This window comes from Rhizobium sp. L51/94 (assembly GCF_019355555.1).
GTDB classification, from domain to species: Bacteria; Pseudomonadota; Alphaproteobacteria; order Rhizobiales; family Rhizobiaceae; genus Rhizobium; species Rhizobium rhododendri.
This window is the reverse complement of the sequence record NZ_CP072141.1, coordinates 2,990,279-3,012,691: the sequence shown is the minus strand read 5'-3', so window position 1 is coordinate 3,012,691 and position 22,413 is coordinate 2,990,279. Positions and strand designations below refer to the sequence as shown.

Annotated in this window: 23 protein-coding genes and 1 tRNA gene; 20 read left to right on the top strand and 4 right to left on the bottom strand. The window is 60.2% G+C overall.

Annotated elements, in window-relative coordinates; translation table 11 throughout:
• Positions 1 to 11 precede the first annotated feature (11 nt).
• Positions 12 to 764: a pyridoxine 5'-phosphate synthase gene (locus tag J5274_RS14770; RefSeq protein WP_142823143.1), complete on the top strand. Its 753-nt coding sequence runs from the start codon at positions 12 to 14 to the stop codon at positions 762 to 764.
• Positions 765 to 819: 55 nt separating this feature from the next.
• Here J5274_RS14770 and J5274_RS14765 read toward each other — a convergent pair whose 3' ends face one another.
• Complete coding sequence (locus J5274_RS14765; protein WP_142823142.1) at positions 820 to 1,701, bottom strand: SDR family oxidoreductase; 882 nt, start codon at positions 1,699 to 1,701, stop codon at positions 820 to 822.
• 139 nt (positions 1,702 to 1,840) lie between these two features.
• Between J5274_RS14765 and J5274_RS14760 the strand changes: the two genes are divergently transcribed.
• Positions 1,841 to 2,260: a helix-turn-helix domain-containing protein gene (locus J5274_RS14760; RefSeq protein ID WP_142823141.1), complete on the top strand. Its 420-nt coding sequence runs from the start codon at positions 1,841 to 1,843 to the stop codon at positions 2,258 to 2,260.
• Between the two features lie 32 nt (positions 2,261 to 2,292).
• Here J5274_RS14760 and J5274_RS14755 read toward each other — a convergent pair whose 3' ends face one another.
• On the bottom strand, positions 2,293 to 3,012 hold the full coding sequence (locus J5274_RS14755) for an aspartate/glutamate racemase family protein (protein ID WP_142823140.1): 720 nt from the start codon (positions 3,010 to 3,012) through the stop codon (positions 2,293 to 2,295).
• Positions 3,013 to 3,171: 159 nt separating this feature from the next.
• On the opposite strand from J5274_RS14755, the gene J5274_RS14750 reads away from it, so the two are divergent.
• On the top strand, positions 3,172 to 3,636 hold the full coding sequence (locus J5274_RS14750; RefSeq protein WP_142823139.1) for an Lrp/AsnC family transcriptional regulator: 465 nt from the start codon (positions 3,172 to 3,174) through the stop codon (positions 3,634 to 3,636).
• A 9-nt stretch (positions 3,637 to 3,645) separates the two neighbouring features.
• On the opposite strand, the gene J5274_RS14745 is transcribed toward J5274_RS14750, so the two are convergent.
• Positions 3,646 to 3,978, bottom strand: a complete 333-nt coding sequence (locus tag J5274_RS14745; protein ID WP_111222911.1) for a hypothetical protein — start codon at positions 3,976 to 3,978, stop codon at positions 3,646 to 3,648.
• Between the two features lie 237 nt (positions 3,979 to 4,215).
• Between J5274_RS14745 and J5274_RS14740 the strand changes: the two genes are divergently transcribed.
• Entirely contained in the window at positions 4,216 to 5,478 is a 1,263-nt protein-coding gene (locus J5274_RS14740; RefSeq protein ID WP_219274657.1) for an NAD(P)/FAD-dependent oxidoreductase, read from the top strand.
• 59 nt (positions 5,479 to 5,537) lie between these two features.
• Here the strand turns inward: J5274_RS14740 and J5274_RS14735 are convergent, their stop codons facing one another.
• On the bottom strand, positions 5,538 to 6,584 hold the full coding sequence (locus J5274_RS14735; protein WP_142823137.1) for an NAD(P)-dependent alcohol dehydrogenase: 1,047 nt from the start codon (positions 6,582 to 6,584) through the stop codon (positions 5,538 to 5,540).
• 196 nt (positions 6,585 to 6,780) lie between these two features.
• Between J5274_RS14735 and J5274_RS14730 the strand changes: the two genes are divergently transcribed.
• The 16 genes from J5274_RS14730 to J5274_RS14655 all read left to right on the top strand — a co-directional run bounded on the left by J5274_RS14730 (position 6,781) and on the right by J5274_RS14655 (position 22,394).
• Complete coding sequence (locus J5274_RS14730) at positions 6,781 to 7,689, top strand: AraC family transcriptional regulator (protein WP_219274656.1); 909 nt, start codon at positions 6,781 to 6,783, stop codon at positions 7,687 to 7,689.
• 127 nt (positions 7,690 to 7,816) lie between these two features.
• Positions 7,817 to 8,482 (top strand): TetR/AcrR family transcriptional regulator C-terminal domain-containing protein, encoded by a 666-nt coding sequence (locus J5274_RS14725; protein ID WP_202617093.1) that lies wholly within the window; start codon positions 7,817 to 7,819, stop codon positions 8,480 to 8,482.
• A gap of 42 nt (positions 8,483 to 8,524) precedes the next feature.
• Positions 8,525 to 9,544 carry a ketol-acid reductoisomerase gene (gene ilvC / locus J5274_RS14720; RefSeq protein WP_111222915.1) on the top strand — a complete coding sequence of 340 codons (1,020 nt, stop codon included), beginning with the start codon at positions 8,525 to 8,527 and terminating at the stop codon, positions 9,542 to 9,544.
• 161 nt (positions 9,545 to 9,705) lie between these two features.
• Positions 9,706 to 9,963 (top strand): type II toxin-antitoxin system Phd/YefM family antitoxin, encoded by a 258-nt coding sequence (locus tag J5274_RS14715; protein WP_142829200.1) that lies wholly within the window; start codon positions 9,706 to 9,708, stop codon positions 9,961 to 9,963.
• A 4-nt stretch (positions 9,964 to 9,967) separates the two neighbouring features.
• Positions 9,968 to 10,390, top strand: a complete 423-nt coding sequence (locus tag J5274_RS14710) for a type II toxin-antitoxin system VapC family toxin (protein ID WP_142823134.1) — start codon at positions 9,968 to 9,970, stop codon at positions 10,388 to 10,390.
• A gap of 81 nt (positions 10,391 to 10,471) precedes the next feature.
• Positions 10,472 to 11,701: a PLP-dependent aminotransferase family protein gene (locus J5274_RS14705; RefSeq protein WP_142823133.1), complete on the top strand. Its 1,230-nt coding sequence runs from the start codon at positions 10,472 to 10,474 to the stop codon at positions 11,699 to 11,701.
• A gap of 226 nt (positions 11,702 to 11,927) precedes the next feature.
• On the top strand, positions 11,928 to 12,905 hold the full coding sequence (locus J5274_RS14700) for an ABC transporter substrate-binding protein (protein WP_219274655.1): 978 nt from the start codon (positions 11,928 to 11,930) through the stop codon (positions 12,903 to 12,905).
• A gap of 34 nt (positions 12,906 to 12,939) precedes the next feature.
• On the top strand, positions 12,940 to 14,634 hold the full coding sequence (locus J5274_RS14695; protein WP_142823131.1) for an iron ABC transporter permease: 1,695 nt from the start codon (positions 12,940 to 12,942) through the stop codon (positions 14,632 to 14,634).
• Positions 14,622 to 15,656 carry an ABC transporter ATP-binding protein gene (locus tag J5274_RS14690; RefSeq protein ID WP_142823130.1) on the top strand — a complete coding sequence of 345 codons (1,035 nt, stop codon included), beginning with the start codon at positions 14,622 to 14,624 and terminating at the stop codon, positions 15,654 to 15,656. Before J5274_RS14695 ends, J5274_RS14690 begins: the two co-directional genes overlap by 13 nt.
• An 85-nt stretch (positions 15,657 to 15,741) precedes the next feature.
• On the top strand, positions 15,742 to 16,737 hold the full coding sequence (locus J5274_RS14685) for an isopenicillin N synthase family oxygenase (protein ID WP_142823129.1): 996 nt from the start codon (positions 15,742 to 15,744) through the stop codon (positions 16,735 to 16,737).
• A gap of 89 nt (positions 16,738 to 16,826) precedes the next feature.
• Positions 16,827 to 17,567 carry an NUDIX hydrolase gene (locus tag J5274_RS14680; protein ID WP_142823128.1) on the top strand — a complete coding sequence of 247 codons (741 nt, stop codon included), beginning with the start codon at positions 16,827 to 16,829 and terminating at the stop codon, positions 17,565 to 17,567.
• 69 nt (positions 17,568 to 17,636) lie between these two features.
• A complete protein-coding gene (locus J5274_RS14675) occupies positions 17,637 to 18,554 on the top strand; it encodes a PhzF family phenazine biosynthesis protein (protein ID WP_142823127.1) in 918 nt (305 codons plus the stop codon).
• A 124-nt stretch (positions 18,555 to 18,678) separates the two neighbouring features.
• A tRNA-Lys gene (locus J5274_RS14670) sits at positions 18,679 to 18,754 on the top strand.
• Positions 18,755 to 18,983: 229 nt separating this feature from the next.
• A complete protein-coding gene (locus tag J5274_RS14665; protein WP_142823126.1) occupies positions 18,984 to 19,217 on the top strand; it encodes a hypothetical protein in 234 nt (77 codons plus the stop codon).
• A 372-nt stretch (positions 19,218 to 19,589) separates the two neighbouring features.
• Entirely contained in the window at positions 19,590 to 20,036 is a 447-nt protein-coding gene (locus tag J5274_RS14660) for a molybdopterin-dependent oxidoreductase (protein ID WP_142823601.1), read from the top strand.
• A 6-nt stretch (positions 20,037 to 20,042) separates the two neighbouring features.
• Complete coding sequence (locus J5274_RS14655) at positions 20,043 to 22,394, top strand: bifunctional diguanylate cyclase/phosphodiesterase (protein ID WP_142823125.1); 2,352 nt, start codon at positions 20,043 to 20,045, stop codon at positions 22,392 to 22,394.
• Positions 22,395 to 22,413 lie beyond the last annotated feature (19 nt).

Below are 22,413 nucleotides of genomic sequence, written 5' to 3'. Positions count from 1 at the left end.
GGATATCGACGATGCCCACCAAGCTCTCCGTGAATGTCAATGCAATCGCCATGCTTCGCAACCGCCGCGACCTTCCCTGGCCGAGCCTTGCGGCGCTCGGGCGCATCGCGCTGCAAGCCGGCGCCAGCGGGTTGACGGTGCATCCGCGTCCTGATCAACGACATGTGCGATTTTCGGACCTCCCGGTCATCCGGGCGCTGATCGACGACGAGTTCCCTGAGGCAGAATTCAATATCGAGGGCTATCCGACGCCGGAATTCTTCGATCTCTGTGCCGGTGTCGAGCCGGAGCAGGTGACGCTGGTGCCGGATCATCCGTCGCAGGCGACGTCGGACCATGGCTGGGATTTCCGCAAGCACCAGGCGTTTCTTGCCGATGTCATCGCGCCCTACAAGAAACTGGGCTGCCGCGTCTCGCTGTTTGCCGACGGCGACGGCGATCCCGAGGCAGTAGCGATTGCCAAGACTGTCGGTGCCGACCGGATCGAGCTTTACACCGGTCCATACGGTGGATGTCATAATTCGCCGGAGCGGGCGGCTGCCGTGCTTGCGGGTCTTGGCAAGACGGCGGATGCAGCCATCGCGCTGGGGATGGGCATCAATGCCGGTCACGATCTGACGGTCGCCAACCTGCCGGACCTGATCAAGCGTATCCCGCAGCTTGCCGAGGCATCGATCGGTCATGCACTCACCGCCGATGCCCTGGAGTTCGGCATGGCGGAGACCGTTCGCCGGTTTCGCCGGGCGTGCGGGCAGGTGGTTTAGGCCACCGTCGCCCAATCTCCCCCGGATGGGGGAGATCAGGTTAGCGGCCTTGGGCTTACGCTGCCAATTCAGCCTTTCGTTCTTCAAAGAAACTTCTCAACGTCTGCGGAACCTTGCCGGTCAGTGTCGTGAAATCGGCGGTCAGGCTGTCGAAGTTTCCGGCGCGTATGTTTGCGTCGGCAGATACCAGCATGTCGACCAGGAATGGCGGCAGGCCGGCGCCGGCCATACCGGCGGCAAGCTGTTCGTCGGTGACGTCAATGACCTCTAGCGGGCGACCGGTGATGGCAGAGACCGTCGAGGCGACATCCGTGATCGAATAGGAAGTAGAGCCCGTCAGCGTGTATGTCTTGCTTTCCGTATCGCTGGAAGCAAGGGCTGCGGCAATGGCCAGCGCGCAGTCTTCGCGGGAAATGTAGGGCGCCTTGCCGCCTGATGTCGCGGTGTACCACTTTCCGCCCTGCAGATTGTGCGGCAGGGACATCATGAAATTATCTAGGTACCAGGCGTCGCGCAGGATGGTGTAGCCGATACCGCTGGCCTTGATGGCATTTTCGGTGCCGAGATGATCGGGGGCGAAGGTCACCAGCGATTTGTCGGGGTTTGGCATCGAGGTGTAGAGGATGTGCTTGACGCCGGCGGCCTTGGCAGCCTCGATGGCAGCCTTGTGCTGAGCCAGGCGCTTGCCGGGAGTATCGAGCGAATCCGTGCTGATGATCAGCAGGCGGTCGATGCCCGCAAAGGCCGATACGAGGCCTGCCGCATCGTCGAAATCCGCCTTGCGGGTGACGACGCCCTTGGCTGCAAGTGTGCCGAGCTTTTCCGGGCTGCGGGTCGCGGCGACGATATCGCCGGGAGCGACCTTGTAGGTTTCGAGCAGGTGATGGACGACGCTCTGGCCGAGCTTGCCGGCAGCGCCGGTGACGAGAAGGGTCATGGGATTTTCCTCTGTTCCTGGCAACCGGCTCCACGACCGGCATTGCAGTCTCAAAAAGAGACTTGCGCTACAATAGGAATTGAGAGAGTTCTGTAAAGGAGGCAGTTTTTCTGCCGTAGGTTACCAAAAGGGAACTGCCATGAGCGGCACCGTCGTCAATCTGCGCAACAAGGACATGGCCGGGAATGGCCGGGTGTTCGATGTCGCCAAACTTGATCCGAGCAATTGCCCCATCCGGGACGTGATGCAGCAAATCCATGGAAAGTGGTCGACGCTGCTTGTCGACGCGCTATCGCAGCGTCCCTATCGCTTCGGCGAACTCAAGCGCGCCGTGCCTGATATCTCGCAACGGATGCTCACCCAGACGCTGCGCGACCTGCAGCGCGACGGTTATGTTGAACGCGAGGTCTTTCCGACAAAGCCGCCGAGTGTCGAATACCGGATGACCGAACTCGGGCGCTCGCTCTACGAGCCCCTGTCGCACTTGCTGAACTGGGCGGAAGCCAATCACGATAACGTCCGGGCGGCGCGGCGCAGGTTCGACGAGCCCGGCGCCTGAGGCGTGCGCCAGTTCTGACGTTCTGAGGTGTTTCAGGCAGCTTCGGCGTCGATATTGGCCAGCGGGGCTAAGGCGAAATGTACGGCTGCCTGTGCGTGGATCGTCGTGCTGTCGAAACCGGGCAGCGGCAATTTTTCAGCATCGAGAATGAGGCAAATCTCGGTGCAGCCAAGGATGACGCTGTCCGCACCACCAGCCTTCGCCCGTTCGACGATCTCCAGCAGTTTAACACGCGATTCATCGCGGACTTTGCCGGCGCAGAGTTCGTCGAAGATGATGTCGTGCACCGCCGTGCGGTCATCGACGTCCGGGACCATGACGGAGACGCCGAGTTCGGCCATGCGGTCGGCATAGAACCCGTGTTCCATGGTGTAGCGGGTGGCCAGCAACAGCGGCCTCCTGCGACCGGCTGCCTTGAGCGCGCTTGCGGTTTCATCGATGATATGGACCAGCGGAACGGAGATGCGGGCTGCCACTTCCTCGGCAATCAGATGCATGGTGTTGGTGCAGATCAGCACGCAGTCGGCACCGGCGCGCTCCAGACCAGCTGCGACGTCCCCGAGTCGTCTGGCGGCGTCGGTCCAGCGACCGGCCTTCTGCAAGGCGACGATATCGGCGAAATTGACCGAATGCATCAGAACCTCGGCAGAGGTCAGGCCGCCATGTGCATCGCGGACCATCTCGTTGACGAGACGGTAGTAGACCGCCGAACTTTCGAAGCTCATGCCGCCGATCAGGCCAATGGTGCGCATAGAATTTGTCTCCGCATGTGATTCCGTTGTCACCATTGTCGTTCGAAACATCCGCGCGTGATTTGCATTTTTCGTTCGATTTACAAAAATAATGTAATGAGATTGCGCAATATGACGTATTTGTGCAAATTTATGGCGTGATAGTGAGGAGGGACGCTGATGCTGGACGAACGGGACCGGAAATTGCTCGATATCTTGCAAGGCGATGCCGGAATATCGGTCACGGCCTTGGCCGATGCCGTGGCTCTGTCGGTATCCGCCTGTTCGCGCCGGATCCAGCGACTGGAGGACAGCGGTCATATCGCCCGGCAGATCGTCGTGCTCGACCGCCGCAAGATGGGCGTGCCCACCACCGTCTACGCGCTGATCAAGACCGCCCATCACGCCGACGAATGGATCGAGCGCTTCAAGAGGGCTATCACCGACATACCGGAGATCGTCGAGGCGCACCGGCTGACGGGCAACCACGACTATATCCTCAAGATCGTGCTGCCGAGCGTCGAGCATTACGACGTGATCTACAAGACCATCGTCCGCCGGGTCGAACTGTTCGACGTAGCGGCTTCTATCTCGATGGAGGAACTCAAAAGCGGAATGGCAATCCCCGTTGGGTATGCGGTATAGGCGGGGTGCTCAGATCGCCTCATAGGCGAACAACAAGCCGATGAGGGTGATGCCGAACAGGCCGAACAAGAAGCATTGGTCGGCGACGGTCTCGAGTGTCCTGCTGAGCTTCAGCCGGTTGGCAAAGCGGATCGACAGGTAGGACGTAATGGCGCTGACGAGGAAGAGAAGCGAGGCGCAGCCTGCATATTCATCGACCCGGCTTGGCCCGATACGACCCTCGACAACCTTCACCAGTCCGATCAGCGTGGTGCAGATACCGACCATGGTGCCGGATGTCGGCAGGATATGCTGGGCCAGTGTCTTTTCAGCAGCCGGATTATCTTTTTTCGACACGGTCAATACTGTGTTCCTCCAGTCGCCACTGCAGGCGTCGGCTTCCCAACGCTTAATGCACGCGGACGTTGGTGTCGACATTAGCGTGGAGGATTGGCCCGCAATTGCTGTTCTTCCGGGAAGGTAGCTCTGGTCGACGGCTGGCGGATTTGAAGATGTGCAACGGAGCCATGCGTAAACGGCGGTTGATGTCCGTCGAGAACAGGCTCACGTGAGGGAGGGTGAGCACAGGAAAGGATCGTCATGCAGGAACATCATGTCGTCGTGGTCGGCGGCGGTTTTGCGGGATTGCAGATCGTCAACGACCTCCGGCGGGCGCCCGTCCGCATCACGCTGATCGATCGGCGCAATCACCACCTCTTCCAGCCGTTACTCTATCAGGTCGCAACGACACTGCTGTCGACCTCAGAAATCGCCTGGCCGATCCGCAGCCTTTATCGCGAGCGGCCCGATGTCACGACGCTGCTTGCCGAAGTCGAGGGCATCGACAGGCAGGCAAAGACCGTGGCGCTTACCAACGGCGACATCGTTGGCTACGATACGCTGGTGCTGGCGACCGGTGCCACGCACGCCTATTTCGGCCATAACGAATGGGAGCCGGTCGCACCCGGCCTGAAGACGCTCGAGGATGCCACGACCATTCGCCGCCGGCTGCTTTTGGCCTTCGAGCGGGCCGAGATGGAAGAAGACGCGGCGATCCGCGAGGCGCTGCTGACCTTTGTCATCGTCGGTGCAGGACCGACCGGTGTCGAACTTGCAGGCATCATCGCCGAACTGGCGCACGATACCCTTCCGAAGGAGTTCCGCCGCATCGATACCACGAAGACCAAGGTCGTTCTCGTCGAGGCCGGGCCGCGCATTCTCTCGGCCTTCGTCGATGACCTGTCGGCCTACGCCCACAGGAAGCTGCAGAGCAGTGGCGTCGAGATCCGCACCGGCAAGGCCGTGACGTCCTGCACGGCCGACGGTGTCGTTATCGGCGACAGCTTCATTCCGTGCCGGACGATCGTCTGGGCAGCCGGTGTGCAGGCGTCGCCCGCGGCGGCCTGGCTCGATGTGCCGGCAGACCGCGCTGGCCGTGTTGTTGTCGAAAAGAACCTGACGGTACCCGGCGACGACGCAATCTTCGTGATCGGCGATACGGCGTCGGTTCTTCGCGAAGACGGGACGCCTGTGCCCGGTGTTGCGCCGGCCGCCAAGCAGCAGGGCGCATTTGTCGCCAGGGTGATCGAGGCGCGGCTTTCCGGCAAGACCGTGCCGGACACCTTTCGCTACCACCACCAGGGAAACCTTGCCACGATCGGCAAGGGCGCGGCGATCATCGATTTCGGATGGATCAAACTGAAGGGCGGCCTCGCCTGGTGGATATGGGGGCTCGCCCACATCTATTTCCTCATCGGCACGAGGTCGCGGCTCAGCGTCGCCTGGAGCTGGCTCTGGATCTATCTCAGCCGCCAGCACAGCGCACGGCTGATCACGCAGAAAGAAACGCCGCGCGAGGATTGAGGCCACGCAAAAGGGCGACCCGCGAGGGCCGCCCTTGATGTCTTCAGGATGATTTCGACTTACGCTGCGAGCGAAGCGATGTCGATGACGAAGCGGTAGCGCACGTCGCTCTTCAGAACGCGTTCATAGGCTTCGTTGACGTCCTGGATGTTGATCTTCTCGATCTCCGAGACGATGTTGTGCTTGCCGCAGAAGTCGAGCATTTCCTGCGTTTCCTTGATCGAGCCGATCATCGAGCCCGACAGGCTCTTGCGGCCCGGGATCAGCGAGAAGGCATGAACCGGGATTGCATGTTCAGGCGCGCCGACGATGACCATCGAGCCATTGACCTTGAGCAGGCCAAGATAGGCGTTCCAGTCGATGGCGACACCGGCCGTGCAGATGATCAGGTCGAAGGTGCCTGCCAGCTTTGTGAATGTTTCGGCATCCGACGTGGCGTAGTATTCCTTGGCGCCGAGTCGCAGGCCGTCTTCCTTCTTCGAAAGGCCCTGCGACAGGACCGTAATGTCGGCACCCATGGCGGCGCCGATCTTCACGCCCATGTGGCCGAGACCGCCCATACCGACGATGGCAACCTTCTTGCCGGGGCCGGCCTTCCAGTGGTGCAGCGGCGAATAGAGCGTGATGCCGGCGCAGAGCAGGGGGGCGGCGCCGTCGAGCGGAAGATTGTCCGGGATCGAGAGGACATAGCCTTCCTTGACGACGATCGAGTCCGAATAGCCGCCCTGGGTCGGCGTCTTGCCGTCGGCTTCGACGCTGTTGTAGGTCTGTACAAGGCCGGGCATGTACTGCTCGTTGTCTACATCGCGGTTGGCGCAGCCGACGCAGCTATCGACGAAGCAGCCGACACCGACATGGTCGCCGACCTTGAACTTGGTGACGTTGGCGCCGACGGCGGACACGATGCCGGCAATCTCATGGCCGGGAACGATCGGGTATACGGCGTTCTTCCACTCGTTGCGAACGGTGTGGATGTCGGAATGGCAGATGCCGGCAAACTTGATGTCGATGACGACGTCGTCGGCATTCGGCTCGCGCCGTTCGAATGTGAAAGGGGTGAGGGGTTTGGACGCGTCCGTTGCGGCATAGCCTTTTGCGATTGGCATGGGATATTCCTTCTTTGGGGGCTGCAAGGTGATGATCCCTTATGCCGCGTTTCCTGTCACCGGCGTTAGAGCGATCCTCTCAGGTTTTTGCCCGATCCTGCAAAAGTGTGAACGCTGCCTATTTGCCGGGCTAGGGATTTCGCCTACATAGGAACGGTAGCTTGCTCCCCCTGCACCCCCGATTAAGAGTGCCTTGATGACACTGATGTTCAATCCCCATCATGAAATCGCATCGATCGCCGCCCGCTTTGCGCCCGGCGAAGGAGAGTTCAAGACAGCGATCGAAGGGCTCGGGATAAGCCGTCGCTCGATGCCGAGCGCACCCTGCCACGCCAGCTATCGGCCGTGCTTCGCGATGGTCATCCAAGGGGCGAAAAGCCTGCAGCTCGGAACCGACACCATTAATTACGGCGCCGGCGACTATCTCCTGACGTCGCTCGATCTCCCTGTCGCCTGGCGCGTCGTCGAGGCCAGTCCGGAAGTCCCGCACTTCTGCATAACGCTTGCCATCAGCCCCGAGAAGCTGCTCGACTTGCTCAGCCGGACGGATATCCAGCGACCGGCCGAACCTGCTGTCGGCCAACGCGGAATGATGGTCAACATCGCGACGCCCGAATTGCTCGATGCTGCCGTGCGGCTGCTCCGCTTGCTCGATAATCCGAGTGACATCCCGGCGATGGCGCCGCTGCTCGAGCAGGAGATCCTCTACCGCATCCTGACGGGACCAGCGGGTGGACAACTCATCAACATCGCCGTCGCCGACAATCATGGCCACCGCATTGCCCGCGCCGTTGCCTGGCTGAGGGAGAATTTCGCTCGTCCGCTGCGCATCGAGGAGTTGGCCGAGCACGTCAACATGAGCGTTTCCTCCTTTCACCATCATTTCAAGGCAATCACAGCGATGACGCCGGTGCAGTACCAGAAGCAGCTGCGGCTGCACGAGGCCCGGCGGCTGATGCTGATCGAGCGGCTCGATGTCGGCACCGCCGGCCACCGTGTCGGCTACCAGAGCCCGTCGCAATTCAGCCGCGAATACAGCCGTCTCTACGGCCTGTCGCCGCTGCGCGACGTCGAAGGCATGCGCGGGCCCATCGCCGCCGAATAGGGCTCACGCCGGAGCCGAGTGCACGTTCCGGCGATCACGGAAATTTCTTCGGCGCTCCGCCCAAAGTTGCTTGACGCCTTGAGCCAGCTGCGGCATAAGTCTGCGAACCGTACCGTACGGTACGCAAATGGGAGTGGTCATTGTGCCGAGCGACGCACTGCAGACATCGGAGTTTTCGCCACGTCAGAACGCCGTTCTGGAGCAGGCGCTGCGATTGCTGGTGGACGGTGGCGAAAAGGCGCTGACGACATCCGGCGTGGCGCGCGCTGCCAATTGCTCCAAGGAAAGTCTCTACAAGTGGTTTGGCGACCGCGACGGATTGCTGTCTGCGATGATTGCCCACCAGGCGAGCAAGGTCCGTACCTTCGAGCGCAACGGCGAACGGCTGACGGCGACGAGCCTGCACGATCATCTGGTGATCTTTGCCCGCGACCTCCTGGAAGTGCTGGCCGGCGACGTATCGCTGGCACTGAACAGGTTGGCGATCGGCCAGTCGAACCGCGATGGCTCGAAGCTTGGGAAGCTGCTGCTCGAGCGCGGACGTCGACAGATCGACCGACGTGCCAGCGGCCTGATTGATGCCGGCAAGCGGGCGGGGCTGTTGCGCTTCGACGATGCCAACGAGGCCTACCACACGCTCTATGGCCTCGTCGTCTCCGACCTGCACGTTCGCATGCTGCTCGGCGAACCCAGCATCAAGGATGGTGCCCAGCAGGCGGAGAGGGCGGTCAGTGCTTTCCTCAGGCTCTATGGCACGGAAAAAGTTTCGGCGGATGCAGCCGCATCCGTCTGATGGATCAAACCAAAATCGACAAGCAAGGGAAGGAAAAATCAAATGCGCGTCTATTACGATCGTGATGCCGATCTCAATCTCATCAAGGCCAAGAACGTAGTCATCGTCGGCTACGGGTCCCAGGGTCGCGCCCATGCGCTGAACCTCAAGGACAGCGGCGCCGCCAATGTGGTCATCGCGCTCAAGGCCGGTTCGCAGACGATCAAGAAGGCCGAAGCCGATGGCTTCAAGGTCATGACCGTCGCAGACGCCGCCAAGTGGGGCGACCTGTTGATGATGGCGACCCCGGACGAGTTGCAGGCCGACATCTGGAAGGCCGACATCGAGGCAAACATCCGCGACGGCGCCGCTATCGCTTTTGCCCATGGCCTGAATATCCATTTTGGCCTTATCGAGCCGAAGGCGTCGCTTGACATCGTCATGATTGCACCGAAGGGCCCCGGCCACACGGTTCGCGGCGAATACCAGAAGGGTGGTGGCGTTCCTTGCCTCGTGGCCGTTCACCAGAATGCTTCCGGCAACGCACTTGAACTGGCTCTCTCCTACGCCTGCGGCGTAGGCGGCGGCCGTTCGGGCATCATCGAAACCAACTTCCGCGAAGAATGCGAAACCGACCTGTTCGGCGAGCAGGTCGTCCTTTGCGGCGGTCTGGTCGAACTGATCCGCGCCGGTTTCGAAACGCTGACGGAAGCCGGCTACGCACCGGAAATGGCTTACTTCGAGTGCCTGCACGAAGTGAAGCTGATCGTCGACCTGATCTATGAAGGCGGCATCGCCAACATGAACTACTCGATCTCGAACACAGCTGAATGGGGCGAATACGTCACCGGCCCACGCATCATCACGGCCGAGACAAAGGCTGAAATGAAGCGCGTTCTGACCGACATCCAGACCGGCAAGTTCACCTCGGACTGGATGCAGGAATACCGTGCCGGCGGCTCGCGCTTCAAGGGCATCCGTCGCATGAACGACAACCACCAGATCGAGGAAGTCGGCGCCAAGCTGCGCGGCATGATGCCTTGGATCGGCAAGAACAAGCTGGTCGACAAGGCCGTCAACTAAGCTTGTTAGATATAGGTGAGATGAGGGGGCCGGGGCGAAAGCTTCGGCCTTTTTCGTATGTTGGGTGGATCCGTACGGCTTAGGAGTGACGCAGGACCGGACAAATAAAAATTGATTTTGTCCATGTGCTGAATAGAGTGGAGTCGTAGCAGGAGGTTGGTATGCGTCAGTGGCCTGTACAGGATGCAAAGGCACGGTTCAGCGAGATGCTAGAGGCCTCTCTTGACCAGGGACCGCAGCTTGTCTCCAAGCGCGGTATGCCGGCAGCAGTGCTTGTGTCCGTTGCTGATTGGGAAAGCCTCCAGCAGAGGGTCAAGCCCAGTCTGAAAGATATTCTACTTGCTCCTGAGCCTCGTGTGGATTGGGAAATCCCTGATCGCGCCAACTGGAAGTCTCGCGAGATTCCGGATTTCGAGTAGCGGGATGTATCTTCTCGATACCAACGTGGTCTCCGAGTTGCGGCGTCATCGTCCTCATGGTGCTGTCGTCGCCTGGATAAAGTCGGTTTCGAGCGAGACAATCTATCTGCCTGCTGTGGTCATTGGCGAAATAGCAATCGGCATTGAGCGTACATCGGTCTCCGATCCGGTCAAAGCGCAGGAGTTATCCGAGTGGCTCGATCAAATCCTTAATACTTCCCAGTGTATTAGCGCCGATGCCCAAACTTTTCGCATTTGGGGTGGGCTTACGCATCGTCTCGCGCCCGATTTGCTCGTGGACGCCCTGATCGCGGCGACTGCGGTACAACGAAACATGATAGTGGTCACACGCAATGTCGGCGATTTCATAAAGCTCGGTGTTCAAGTCCTGAACCCCTTCGAATTCGCAGTAGATATTCTGAAATAATCAAAAATAGGTCAGCATTGTTGACTTATCTTTTATTGCGTGGTTAGCTTCCCGAAAGACACAAAATTACGAGGAAGCCCCATGTTGAATTGGGAAAACATCTTTGCGACGCGCTCGAGCCGGATGCGCGCCTCTGAAATCCGCGAATTGCTGAAGCTGCTGGATCGGCCGGACATCATCTCGTTCGCGGGCGGGATTCCCGATCCGGAGCTGTTTCCGAAGGAGGCGTTCAAGCAGGCCTACGCCGACATCTTCGACGGTTCGACTGTCGATGCAGCCCTGCAATATTCGGTCAGCGAGGGTTACAAGCCGCTGCGGGAGTGGCTCGTGCAGCAGATGGCCAGACTCGGCGTTGCCTGCGGCCTCGACAACGTGTTCATCGTCTCCGGGTCGCAGCAGGCGCTCGATTATCTCGGCAAGCTGATGCTGTCTCCCGATGATACGGCTCTCGTCACGGCGCCGACGTATCTCGGCGCGCTGCAGGCCTTCAACGCCTACGAGCCGACTTACGACCGGTTGACGCCGAACGGCAACCGCACGCCGGGTTCCTATCGCGCTGCTGCGGAAAAGGCCGGTGGGCGGGTGAAGTTTGCCTATCTGTCTCCGGATTTCGCCAATCCGACCGGTGAGACGATTGACCTCGAGGCGCGCGAAAAGCTCATCGACCTCGCCGACGATCTCGATATCGCCATCGTCGAAGATGCCGCCTACCAGTCGCTGCGCTACGACGGCAACCCGATCCCGCCGATCCTTGCCCTGGAGATTTCCCGCAAGGGCGATATCGAAGCAACGCGGACGATCTATTGTGGCAGTTTCTCCAAGACCATGGCACCGGGTCTGCGCGTCGGATACGTTGTTGCCAACGCTCAGGTAATCCGCAAGCTGGTGCTGATGAAACAGGCGGCGGATCTTCACTCCTCCACCATCAACCAGATGGCCATTCACAAGGTCGTCGAGCATGGTTTCCCGGCCCAGGTTGCCAGAATCGGAACGGTCTACAGGCGCCGCCGGGACTGCATGCTGGCAGCCCTTGCGAAGTACATGCCGGCAGGGACCCACTGGACGAAGCCTGAAGGCGGCATGTTCATCTGGGTCACCTTGCCAGAGGGCATGGATGGAGCGACGCTGCTTGCGAAATCGCTGCAGACGGCCAAGGTCGCATTCGTGCCGGGGCAGGCGTTCTTTGCGGATCGATCCGGCGCCAACACATTCCGGATGAGTTTTTCCCGTGCCGACGACCAGCAGATCGAAGAGGGCATTCACCGCCTGGCGGACCTGATTGCGAACGAGATCGTCTCCGAGGCGGCCTGATCTTAGCGTTTGCTCGAGGTAGGCGTTTTGTCCTGCCGTTGGTGATTTTGAAATCCTTATATCTGGGGGCCGGGCAGCTCGTTTGCCTGGCGCATCCGGCGTTGTTATGCAGTTCCTATCGGTTGAGCACGCGACCGTTGCAAAATGCAGTTGATTGCACGCCGGCCTGTCACACATCTGTAAAACGCCGTCCCTATGGGAAGTGCAAACCAATGAGGACCGAGCCATGAAGACGATCGCTACCGCCGCCGCGCTGTTTGTCGCGAGCCTCGCCGGATTGCCGGCCTCCGCTGCCGACCTCGTGCTCTACACCAGTCAGCCGAACGAAGATGCACAGGCGACCGTCGATGGCTTCATGGCCGCCAACCCATCGATCAAGGTCGACTGGGTGCGTGATGGCACACCGAAGATCATGGCCAAGCTTCAGGCCGAGATGGCCGCCGGCAATCCCGTTGCCGACGTGCTGCTGATTGCCCACACGGTCACGCTCGAGCGGCTGAAGGAAGCCGGCAAGCTGATGGCCTACAAGTCGCCGGAAGCGGTGAACTACGATGCGTCGCTCTATGACGCCGGTGGTTACTATTATTCGACCAAGCTGATCACGACCGGCATCGTCTACAACACCGCCGCCGCCATGAAGCCGACCAGCTGGCAGGATTTGACAAAGCCGGAAGCCAAGGGCCTCGTGGTCATGCCGAGCCCGCTGACATCAGGTGCGGCGCTCATCCATGCGCAGACGCTTGCGGGCGTGCCGAGCCTCGGCTGGGAATTCTACAAGAGCCTCGCTGCCAATGGCGCGATAGCATCCGGCGGCAATGGCCAGGTGCTGAAGTCGGTGGCTTCAGGCGAGAAGGCCTATGGCATGATCGTCGACTACATGCCGATCCGCGAAAAGGCCAAGGGCGCACCGCTCGCCTTCGTCTTCCCGACCGAAGGCGTATCCGCCGTCACCGAACCGGTTGCGATACTGTCGACCGCCAAGCATGCAGAGGCGGCCAAGGCGTTCGTCGACTACGTGCTGTCCGAGAAGGGGCAGGCTGGCTTCGTCAAGCTCGGCTATATACCGGCGCGCAACGGCGTTGCCATGCCAGAGGGCTTTCCGGCGCGCAGCACGATCAAGGTGCTGCCGCTGGATGCTGCTGCGGCTGTCAAGAATACCGATCAGGATCTGAAGACCTTCTCCTCGTTCTACGGTTCGAAGTGAGTTAAAAGACCCTGTCGATCAACCTGGACCACGCATGACAGACTATCTTCGCCGGGGAAACGGCCAGCCAGCCTGGCTGTTTCCCCTTGTCGTCCTTGCCGTTCTGATCCTCTCGGCCCCGCCACTGGTGCGGCTCGCCGTTGCCGGCATCGCAGCGTTGCTGCACGGCGGCGCCTATGATCTCGTCTCCGATCCCGGCCTTTGGCAATCCACCTGGTACACGGTCGAGACTGCGGTGATCGGCACTGTCATTTCCGTGGCCATCGGCTGCCTGTTTGCCTTCCTGCTCAGTCTCACCGATCTCCCCGGAAAGGGCATTCTCAGTTTCCTCTTCGTGCTACCGATGATGATCCCGCCGCAGGTCACGGCGCTCGCCTGGGTGCAGATGAGCGGCCCCTCCAGCCCGCTGCTCAAAGCACTCCACATCGCGCCGCCGCTGGGGTCGCCACAGCCGCTCTATTCGATCGGGGGTATCGCGTTGCTCTACGGTGTGCAGCACGCGCCGCTGGTCTATCTCGCTCTGCGGGCCGGCCTGATGGCGTTGCCGCGCGATGGCGTCGAGGCTGCCCGGCTTTCCGGCGCGGGTGGCTTCCGGGTTTTTCGCGATGTCATCCTTCCGCTATCGATGCCGGGCATCGTTGCCGGTGCTGCGATCGCCTTCGTCTCGTCCATCGGCAATTTCGGCATTCCGGCGATCCTCGGCATTCCCGCCTCGATCTTCACGCTGTCGACGTTGATCTTCACCAAGTTCTCCGCCTTTGGCCCGCGCACATTCGGGGATGTCGCCGTGCTGTCGTCGATCATCGCGGTCATTTCGATTGCCGGGCTTGCGTTGCAGAACCGGGCGCTGCGAGGGCGGGATTACCGCGTCATCGGTCTCTCCGGTGCGTCAGCTGCCTTTGCGCTTGGACGCTGGAAACTTGCCGCCGGACCGCTGCTCTGGGGGCTGGTCTTCATCATGCTGGTGGCGCCATTCCTTGCGCTTGTCGCCGGCGCGCTGGTGCCTGCCTACGGCGTGCCGCTTTCGTTGAAGACGGCATCGTTGCATGCCTTCGAGGAAATCCTGTTTCACCAGTCGGTGACACGGGTCGCTTTTGGCAATTCGCTGTTTCTCGCTGGCGCCACAGCGCTCGGCCTGCTGGTGCTGACGGTGCTTGCCGCCTACGTGCTGACGAAGCGGCGGGACCTTGCCAGCCGGCTGCTGGCGGGGCTGATCGACATTCCCTATTCGCTGCCGGGGATCATCATCGCTGTCTGCTTCATCCTGCTGTTTGCAGCGCCCCTGCCGCTCATCCATGTCACGCTCTACGGCACGATCTGGATCGTCCTGCTTGCCTACTTCTCGGCCTATTTTTCAGTCAGCCTCAAACCGGTGATGAGCGCGTTCCTGCAGCTTGATCCGGCGCTGGAAGAAGCGGCGCGGCTCTCGGGGGCAGGCTTCCGGCGCCGCCTGGTCGATATCATCGTGCCGCTGATAGCGCCGGCCGCCGGTGCCTCTGTCATCCTCGTATTTCTCATTGCCTGCAACGAGTTGACGGTGTCGGCGCTGCTCTGGTCGGCGGGCACGCAGACGCTTGGCGTGGTGATCTACAATCTCGACGACAGCGGCAGCTCCGACCTCGCATCTGCGATGTCCGTGCTGGTCGTTGCGATGGTGGTTCTCCTGATGCTGCTTCTGGAGCTTCTGGCCAATCGGCTGCCGAAGGGAGTGGTGCCGTGGCGCAGCTGATCCTCGATACGCTCAGCAAGGATTTCGGAACGGGTCGCGCCGCCGTCGAAGGACTTTCGCTGACCGTGCGCGAGGGTGGGTTCCTCGCGCTTCTCGGGCCATCCGGTTGCGGCAAGACGACGGTGCTGCGGATGATTGCCGGTTTCGAGCAGCCGACGGGAGGTTCGATCCATCTCGGCGACCGTTTGCTTGCCAATGCGACATCCGCGCTCCCGCCGGAAAAACGCAATATGGCGATGGTATTCCAGTCCTATGCGCTGTGGCCGCACATGAACGTCGCCGATAATGTCGGCTATCCGCTCAAGGTCCGTGGCATTTCCGGTTCGGACTATCGCGACAGGGTGATGGAGGCGCTGCGCACCGTGCGGCTTGGTGATTATGCCGAGCGTCGGCCGGCCGACCTCTCCGGCGGCCAGCGACAGCGGGTGGCGCTGGCGCGCTGCCTGGTGACATCGCCCGACGTGGTGCTGCTCGACGAGCCACTCGCCAATCTGGACCGGCATCTGAAGAAAGAGATGGAGGAAACGTTCCGCGAGTTTCACCAGCGCTCCGGTGCCACGATGGTCTATGTGACGCACGACCAGAGTGAGGCGATGGCGCTGGCAACGGATGTTGCCGTCATGTCCGAAGGCCGTTTGCTGCAAGTTGCCGAACCCGCCGATATCTATGCCCGTCCCGAGGGCAAGCTGGTGGGCAGCCTGATTGGCCAAGGCAGCATTCTTTCGCTGCCGCTATCGCCCGAGACGGTCGGGCGAGCCCTCGACTGGAGGGCGCTGGCGCCTCTGATAGCGGGTTCGTCGAGCAGTGGTGGCGCATTTATCGATATTCTGGTGCGTCCGGAGGACGTCATCGCCGATGCCGAAGGGATCGAATGCAGCGTGGAGGCGGTGCTTTACGAGGGCGAGCGCTATGCCGTGCGGCTGGCTCTGCCCGATGGCCAGGTCCTGCGTGCCTACACCCGCCATTCGGTATCACCGGGCGACCGAATACCGGTCGTCATCCGCGCCGGCTGGAGGCTGTAGCCACTGAATGGCGATCTCCCTCATGAGGTGGTTGTCGCCCTCTGCCAGCTGTGTTTCAGTCGAGTGTCGTTCAAAAGGAGTCGCCATGCAGAGCACAGCTTTTCCAATCTTCGATCTCGGCGCCTATGAGGCTGCAGGGGCTTCCGATAAGCGAAGGCTTGGCAATGTCGTCGATGATATCTGCCGCTCGACAGGCTTCCTGGCAATCGCCAACCACGGCATCAGCGACGGCATTATTCAGGACATCTGGGCTACGACAAAGGCCTTCTTCGACTTGCCCGCGGCAGAGAAACAGCAGGCCAGTGCCCCTTATCCTGGCTACCCCTACGGTTATCTCGGGCCCGGCACGGAAGCGCTGGCGAAATCGCGTAACGTCGAGACACCGCCTGATCTGAAAGAGAGTTTCAATGGCGGGCCGCTGGCCGTACCGCCGGGTATGACGGATACGGAGGCGCTTAGCTTTTGCTATGCGGCGACGATCTGGCCATCTGCGCCGCAGGGTTTCACCGAGGCCTGGAAGAACTACTATACCGCAATGGAAGACCTGGCTGCGCGGATCATGCGGGTGTTCGCGACGGCACTGCAGCTCGACGAACATTTTTTCGATGCCCATATCGACGCTCCCATCAGCGCCCTCAGAGCTCTCAATTATCCGGAACAGGCAGTGTCTCCCAAACCGGGGCAACTGCGTGCGGGTGCGCATACGGACTATGGCAGCCTGACGATCCTGCTCCCGCAGCCGGGGTCCAAAGGCCTTGAGATCATCGCACCGGACGGCAGCTGGACACCGGTGCCGCCAGTACCCGGTGCATTTGTCATCAACATAGGCGATCTTATGGCGCTGTGGACAAACGACCGCTGGGTCTCGACTATGCACAGGGTGGTCAATCCGTCTGCGGAGGAGGGTGGGCTACAGCGTCGCCAGTCATTGGCCTTCTTTCACCAGCCGAACTGGTTTTCGGAAATCTCCTGCTTGCCATCGTGCGTGGCGCCAGGCGATAGCCCGAAATATGCCCCTGTCCTTTCCGGCCCCTACCTCATGGGCAAGTTCAAATCGACCGTCACAGGAAAGGCCGGCTAAATTTCCCGATATCGAGATGCCATTGATGCGGTGGCTTGCACAGGCAGCACGCATCTCGACTTTCCGACCTCATGACACTGGAATTTATAATGAACACGACACGCATCGAAGAAACCGCCGGATGGCCGCCTGAGAAGACTGTTTTTGCGGTTCCTGCCGTAGAACTGCGGGTGCTGGCCGGCGACCATCCGGTCCATCTTGCCAATGCCGATGCCATCACGGCCAACTGGGCAGCGGAGATTGCCGCCAACCCGACGCTGTTCGACGGCCGGATGGTGTTCCAGCGACGTCTGGAGATCACCTCTGCCGGAATTCGCGGCGAGGGGCACGTGGTGCCGTTCTCGTCCTTCATGTGGTGGCGCAAGCAGGCGGATCGCAGCGGCGGCTTTCATCTGTTCGGCTATCCCGTCATAGCAAGCTCCGATGGGGCGCTGGTGGCAATCAGGATGGGCGCGCATACCGCCAATCCCGGCCAGGTGTATTTTGCTGCCGGCTCGCTAGACGAACACGATATCGTCGACGGTTTCTGCGACATAGCCTCCAATATGCGTCGCGAGGTAGGGGAGGAAACCGGGCTCGATCTGGACCTTGCGACGGCCGATGGCGGATATTACGGGGTCCACCAGAACAGCACCGTCACGCTGTTTCGCATTTTCCGTTTTTCGCAGACGGCGGAAGAATTGGTGGCGGCAATCGAGCGGCACATGATTGACGACGAGGAGCAGGAAATTGCCGGCGCTGTGGTCATTCGTTCGGCCGATCCGAAGGCTCAGCCCTACCACGGGAGTATGGTGACCATCCTCGACTGGTATTTCAATCGGCAGGCTTGAGCCAGTCGCCTTGCACTTGGCAGCGCGGTCGGGCAGGTTGCCCGTCGTCGAAGATTTCAGGAGGCTGATTTGGCTCGCAGTTACGGCATCTACGATGTGTTCACCGATCGCAAACTGGCCGGCAATCCGCTGGCCGTGATCTTCGACGGGGACGGGCTCGGCGACGCGGAAATGCTGTCGATCGCGAGAGAGATGAACCTTTCGGAGACTGTCTTCGTCTGCTCGTCGACCAATCCTGCCCACAGCGCCAGCTTGCGGATATTCACGCCCGGGCGTGAACTGCCGTTTGCCGGCCATCCGACCGTCGGCACCGCTATAGCTCTTGCCGAGCGCAATCATGCCGGAAATGGCGGCGAACTCGATCTGGTGTGCGTGCTCGAGGAGAAGGTCGGACCGGTGCGCTGCGCCGTTCGCCTCCGCCAGCGACAGGCGAGCTTTGCCGAATTCGACCTGCCGCGCAAATCGCAGCAGATCACCCTGCCGCTCGACAGGCTCGGTATAGCCAATGCCCTGGGATTGCAGCCGAGCGAACTCGCCTTCGAGAATCACGTCGTGTCGCTGTGGTCGGCGGGCGTGCCGTTTCTGCTCATTCCCGTGCGCGACATCGGCACCGCCGGGCGTGTGGAGTTCGATCCGCAGCTCTGGGAGAAGACTGTGCCCTTCGTCGACGGGGCATTGGCCTCGGCCTACCTCTACTGCCGAGGCGCGGTCAACCACACCGCAAAGTTCCATGCGCGGATGTTTGCCGCCGGCATGGGTATCGTCGAGGATCCGGCAACGGGGTCCGCAGTCGCTGCGCTATCCGGCGCCATCCACCACTTCGACCGGTTGCCGGATGGCCATCATCCGATCATCGTCGAGCAGGGCGTTGAGATGGGCAGGCCGTCGCTCATCCATCTTCACATCGATGTCACCAATGGCGAAATCTCCAATGCGCGTATCGGCGGACAAGCTGTTCGTATCGCGTCCGGAACGCTGGATCTTTGATTTTAAAGGATTTTCTGACTTATCCGGTTTTTTTTGACAATTCGGCAAAGAAAATTCGTCAATCGGCTGGACAATGAAAGCGATCCTATTTATATCGCCCTCACACCGGAAGAACAAGCGGTGCGGGTGATTAGCTCAGTTGGTAGAGCAGCTGACTCTTAATCAGCGGGTCGTAGGTTCGAGCCCTACATCACCCACCAAATTCTCTTTAAAATCAATTTTTTGTAGGTATTCTTCGAGGATACCTACGGTCTTGGTACGCACGTTCCCGTCTGGACCTTTCCGCGAATTCTATAAAATTCGTTAAGGAATTTCGCGCTTAACGCGTCATCCGATAACCCCACCATTGTGCCGAATGCGTCATGTTACTAAGTTATGGGTATCGGGACCTGCGAGGAGGATCGCCGATGGTCGATCAGGGAGGTGATGATGATCGAGGCTTCCACGCTTTTTCACGCTTCTGTTCATTACAGGGGCATTGCGCTGCATAATGGCGTACTCACCCTGCCACGCCTGCGGGCCATCGTTGGCAAGACGGCCCCGAAAAAGGCGAAAATTACCGATGCGGATATTGTCCGTGCGGTCACAAGCCGGGACGGGACATTCGAACTCGACGGATGGCGGATCAAGGTCTCTGCCATCCACCAGGTCGATCGCCCTTAGTGCTGTCCAAGCCCTTAATGTTGTCCAAGCCAGGTCTTTTTCAAAAGTCTGGAACAAAAGTGCTCGCTGAAGGGTTGCGCCGGCAGAATACAGAACTTTTCAGTGCAATTGAGCCGGGATCAAAATGCCAGCCTGCACGTCAGGCGCGCTGTAGATAGTGATCTGCCTGGCCAAGACCGGCTTTGGGAGATTGCCCGGCAGCAAGAGCAGTTGCAAATGATTGATCGGGTGATAACTGACCTTTCGGGGTTACCGGATTAAGAATTTTCAAGCGCACATATTTTAAAATTATTCGAATCGGAGCTTTTCTTGCGACAGTTATTTTGGGCGGTTATCGCAGTCGCCGTCGGTCTTGCGGTGTCATCGGCCTCAATGGCGCAATCTCTTGCTGCGCCGAAGTCTGCGCCGATCCTGGTGATTTCGGGTGACATCACAAACACCAATGTTGCGGGGACTGCGCAGTTCGACCTGCCTATGCTGGAGGCCCTCGGCATGGAAAAGATGTCGACCAAGACGCCCTGGTACGAGGGCGTGGTGACGTTCGAGGGCGTGCCTATGGACAAGCTGATGAAGATGGTCGGCGCCAAAGGCACAAGCGTCCGCGCAGTCGCACTCAACGACTACGCCATCAACATCCCGATTTCCGATTTCGCCGAGTACGGCACAATGCTGGCGATTAAGCGCGACGGTCAATATATGCCAGTTCGCGACAAGGGACCGCTGTTTATCGTCTATCCGTTCGACAGCAACAGCGAGTTGCAGACGCAGACATATTACGGCCGATCAGCCTGGCAACTCGCCAAGCTCGTCGTGGAGTAACAGGCGTTGCGAAGCACCACCGTTGCGTTCAGGAAGATCCAGTGGGTGCTCGCCGGGGTGGTCTGCTTTTTCGTCCTTTCTTCTTCCTATCTCTCCTATGTGATCATCGAGCGGCAGGAAGCCCTGCATCAGGTCGCAGGCTATAACGAGACCTGGAGCGTCAGCCAGACGTCTTCGGAATTGCTGCGGCTTGAAAAGACGCTGCTGGCCTATTCGGTCCCGGGTAGCGGCGTGTCGTTGAAAGATGTGCGGCTTCGGCTGGACATCATGTTCAATCGTCTCGGCGTATTGGAAAATGCCACCTTTCGAAACTTTGTCCGCAACGACAATTTCAACAAGGTGGCCATTGAACAGCTGAAAACGGCGCTTGATACGATCGACCGTTCGATGCCGACGAGCGATACGGCGCCATTCGATCCCCAGCCGGCACTGAAGATCCTCTCCGATATCGAGCCCGATGTCATTGCGCTCGGTTCAGCTGCAATCGAAAGCGGTGCTAAGAAGATCGATGAAGACGAGGCCGGTCTGGAGCGGCTGCATCTGATCTATACGGGCCTGACCGCTGGCCTCATTCTCTGCGGCATCGCTCTGATCATCCTTCTTGTCCAGCACAACCGGCTGCTTGCGCGCGCGCGCGACAAACTCAACAGGGCAACGGAAGAGCTGCAGCGCACATCGCGGGAAACCGACGCGCAGAATTTCCGCTATCTGACGGCCTTCAACAACATGACGCAGGCGCTGTGCATGTTTGACAAGGGCGGCCGCATGATCGTCTGCAACGACCGTTTCTCGACAATGGCGGCGCGGCCGCGCGGCATCGCCAGCGGTACGTCCATTGACAGCATTGCCAAAACCTCCGGGTCCGGGTCGGGTTCTTCGACCTTCGAACAGCTTCTTGCCCTCCAGATTCCGCTGATCAAGGAAGCGCGACGCGGCGTCTTCATGCATGAGGCTTCCGATCGCAAGGCCTACGTGGTGACCCACGAGCCGCTGCCGGAAGGCGGCTGGCTTGCTACCTACGAGGACATCACGGAGCGGCGTCGGCTGGATGCACGCATCGCCCACATGGCCCATCACGATGCGCTGACCAATCTGGCGAACAGGGTGCTGTTCATGGAGATGCTGGAGCGCAAGCTGAAGGAGGCAAAGCGCGACGGCGACGCGGTGGCCGTATGTTTCCTTGACCTCGACGGCTTCAAGGATGTCAACGATACGATGGGGCACCACGTTGGAGACGAGCTTCTGCAGCGGGTATCGCAGCGCCTGCTCGCCCATGTCGGCCCCCGAGATGTCGTCGCCCGCATCGGCGGCGATGAGTTTGCTGTCATCAATATTCTCAAAGCCAACGAGGATTTGAGCGAGGAAGCCAGCGAGAAGGAGGGCCTTGAGCTGCCGATCCGGCTGGTTGCAGAGCTGACGCGTCCTTACCTGCTGGACGATCACGAGGTGACCATTGGCGCCAGCGTTGGCGTGGCAAAGTTTCCCCAGCATTCCTCGGATCCGGAAGAACTGTTGAAATACGCGGATCTGGCCATGTACGAGGCCAAGGCCGAAGGCAAGGGACGCGTGCGCGTCTTCCGTCCTGACATGGACGAGCGGCTGCTGGCGCGAAAGGCGCTGGAAGTTGATCTGCGCAAAGCGCTCAAGCGGCGCGAGATGGAAGTTTACTACCAGCCTCTCGTGGACACCGCGACGCGTCAGGTATCCGGCTATGAGGCGCTGTTACGGTGGAACCATCCCCGGATGGGTCAAATCCCGCCAATGGACTTCATCCCGATTGCCGAGGATACTGGGCTGATCGGCGCGCTCGGTGCGTGGGTGCTCAATCAGGCCTGCGCCGATGCCGTGCGCTGGCCTGACCACATCACGGTCGCCGTCAATCTTTCTCCGATCCAGTTCCGTAACGACAACCTGATCCAGACGGTCGTCGCGGCCCTGACGGATAGCGGGCTCGAGGCAGGCCGGCTGGAGCTGGAAATCACGGAATCCGTCCTGCTCGATGCAGGCGCCCATACGGCGTCGACCTTGCTGGCCCTCAAGAAACTCGGCATCTCGATTGCTATGGATGATTTCGGTACCGGCTATTCGTCGCTGTCCAATCTCAGAAGTTTCCCCTTCGACAAGATCAAGATCGATCGGTCGTTCATCCGCGAGTTGACCCTGCATTCGGAATCACTGTCCGTCGTCCGGCTCATCACCGCTCTTGCCCAGACCCTGGGGATGTCGACGACGGCGGAGGGCGTGGAGACCGAGGAGCAGTTCGCCGTCCTCCAGGAGATCGGCTGCACGCAGGTTCAGGGCTATCTATTCGCCAAACCGAAACCGGCGCGGGACCTCGGCATCGATCCTCGACAGTAATGCAGGCGTCCCCCGTCGA

Excerpts from the sequence above, each read along its gene's own strand:
- J5274_RS14680 (WP_142823128.1), top strand. The coding sequence starts at position 16,827 with ATGAACACGACACGCATCGAAGAAACCGCCGGATGGCCGCCTGAGAAG.
- J5274_RS14765 (WP_142823142.1), bottom strand. The coding sequence starts at position 1,701 with ATGACCCTTCTCGTCACCGGCGCTGCCGGCAAGCTCGGCCAGAGCGTC.
- J5274_RS14770 (WP_142823143.1), top strand. The coding sequence starts at position 12 with ATGCCCACCAAGCTCTCCGTGAATGTCAATGCAATCGCCATGCTTCGC.
- J5274_RS14660 (WP_142823601.1), top strand. The coding sequence starts at position 19,590 with ATGGCGCAATCTCTTGCTGCGCCGAAGTCTGCGCCGATCCTGGTGATT.
- J5274_RS14730 (WP_219274656.1), top strand. The coding sequence starts at position 6,781 with ATGACACTGATGTTCAATCCCCATCATGAAATCGCATCGATCGCCGCC.
- J5274_RS14700 (WP_219274655.1), top strand. The coding sequence starts at position 11,928 with ATGAAGACGATCGCTACCGCCGCCGCGCTGTTTGTCGCGAGCCTCGCC.
- J5274_RS14735 (WP_142823137.1), bottom strand. The coding sequence starts at position 6,584 with ATGCCAATCGCAAAAGGCTATGCCGCAACGGACGCGTCCAAACCCCTC.
- J5274_RS14665 (WP_142823126.1), top strand. The coding sequence starts at position 18,984 with ATGATCGAGGCTTCCACGCTTTTTCACGCTTCTGTTCATTACAGGGGC.
- J5274_RS14695 (WP_142823131.1), top strand. The coding sequence starts at position 12,940 with ATGACAGACTATCTTCGCCGGGGAAACGGCCAGCCAGCCTGGCTGTTT.
- J5274_RS14755 (WP_142823140.1), bottom strand. The coding sequence starts at position 3,012 with ATGCGCACCATTGGCCTGATCGGCGGCATGAGCTTCGAAAGTTCGGCG.
- J5274_RS14685 (WP_142823129.1), top strand. The coding sequence starts at position 15,742 with ATGCAGAGCACAGCTTTTCCAATCTTCGATCTCGGCGCCTATGAGGCT.
- J5274_RS14715 (WP_142829200.1), top strand. The coding sequence starts at position 9,706 with ATGCGTCAGTGGCCTGTACAGGATGCAAAGGCACGGTTCAGCGAGATG.
- J5274_RS14725 (WP_202617093.1), top strand. The coding sequence starts at position 7,817 with ATGGGAGTGGTCATTGTGCCGAGCGACGCACTGCAGACATCGGAGTTT.
- ilvC (WP_111222915.1), top strand. The coding sequence starts at position 8,525 with ATGCGCGTCTATTACGATCGTGATGCCGATCTCAATCTCATCAAGGCC.
- J5274_RS14760 (WP_142823141.1), top strand. The coding sequence starts at position 1,841 with ATGAGCGGCACCGTCGTCAATCTGCGCAACAAGGACATGGCCGGGAAT.
- J5274_RS14750 (WP_142823139.1), top strand. The coding sequence starts at position 3,172 with ATGCTGGACGAACGGGACCGGAAATTGCTCGATATCTTGCAAGGCGAT.
- J5274_RS14710 (WP_142823134.1), top strand. The coding sequence starts at position 9,968 with ATGTATCTTCTCGATACCAACGTGGTCTCCGAGTTGCGGCGTCATCGT.
- J5274_RS14705 (WP_142823133.1), top strand. The coding sequence starts at position 10,472 with ATGTTGAATTGGGAAAACATCTTTGCGACGCGCTCGAGCCGGATGCGC.
- J5274_RS14740 (WP_219274657.1), top strand. The coding sequence starts at position 4,216 with ATGCAGGAACATCATGTCGTCGTGGTCGGCGGCGGTTTTGCGGGATTG.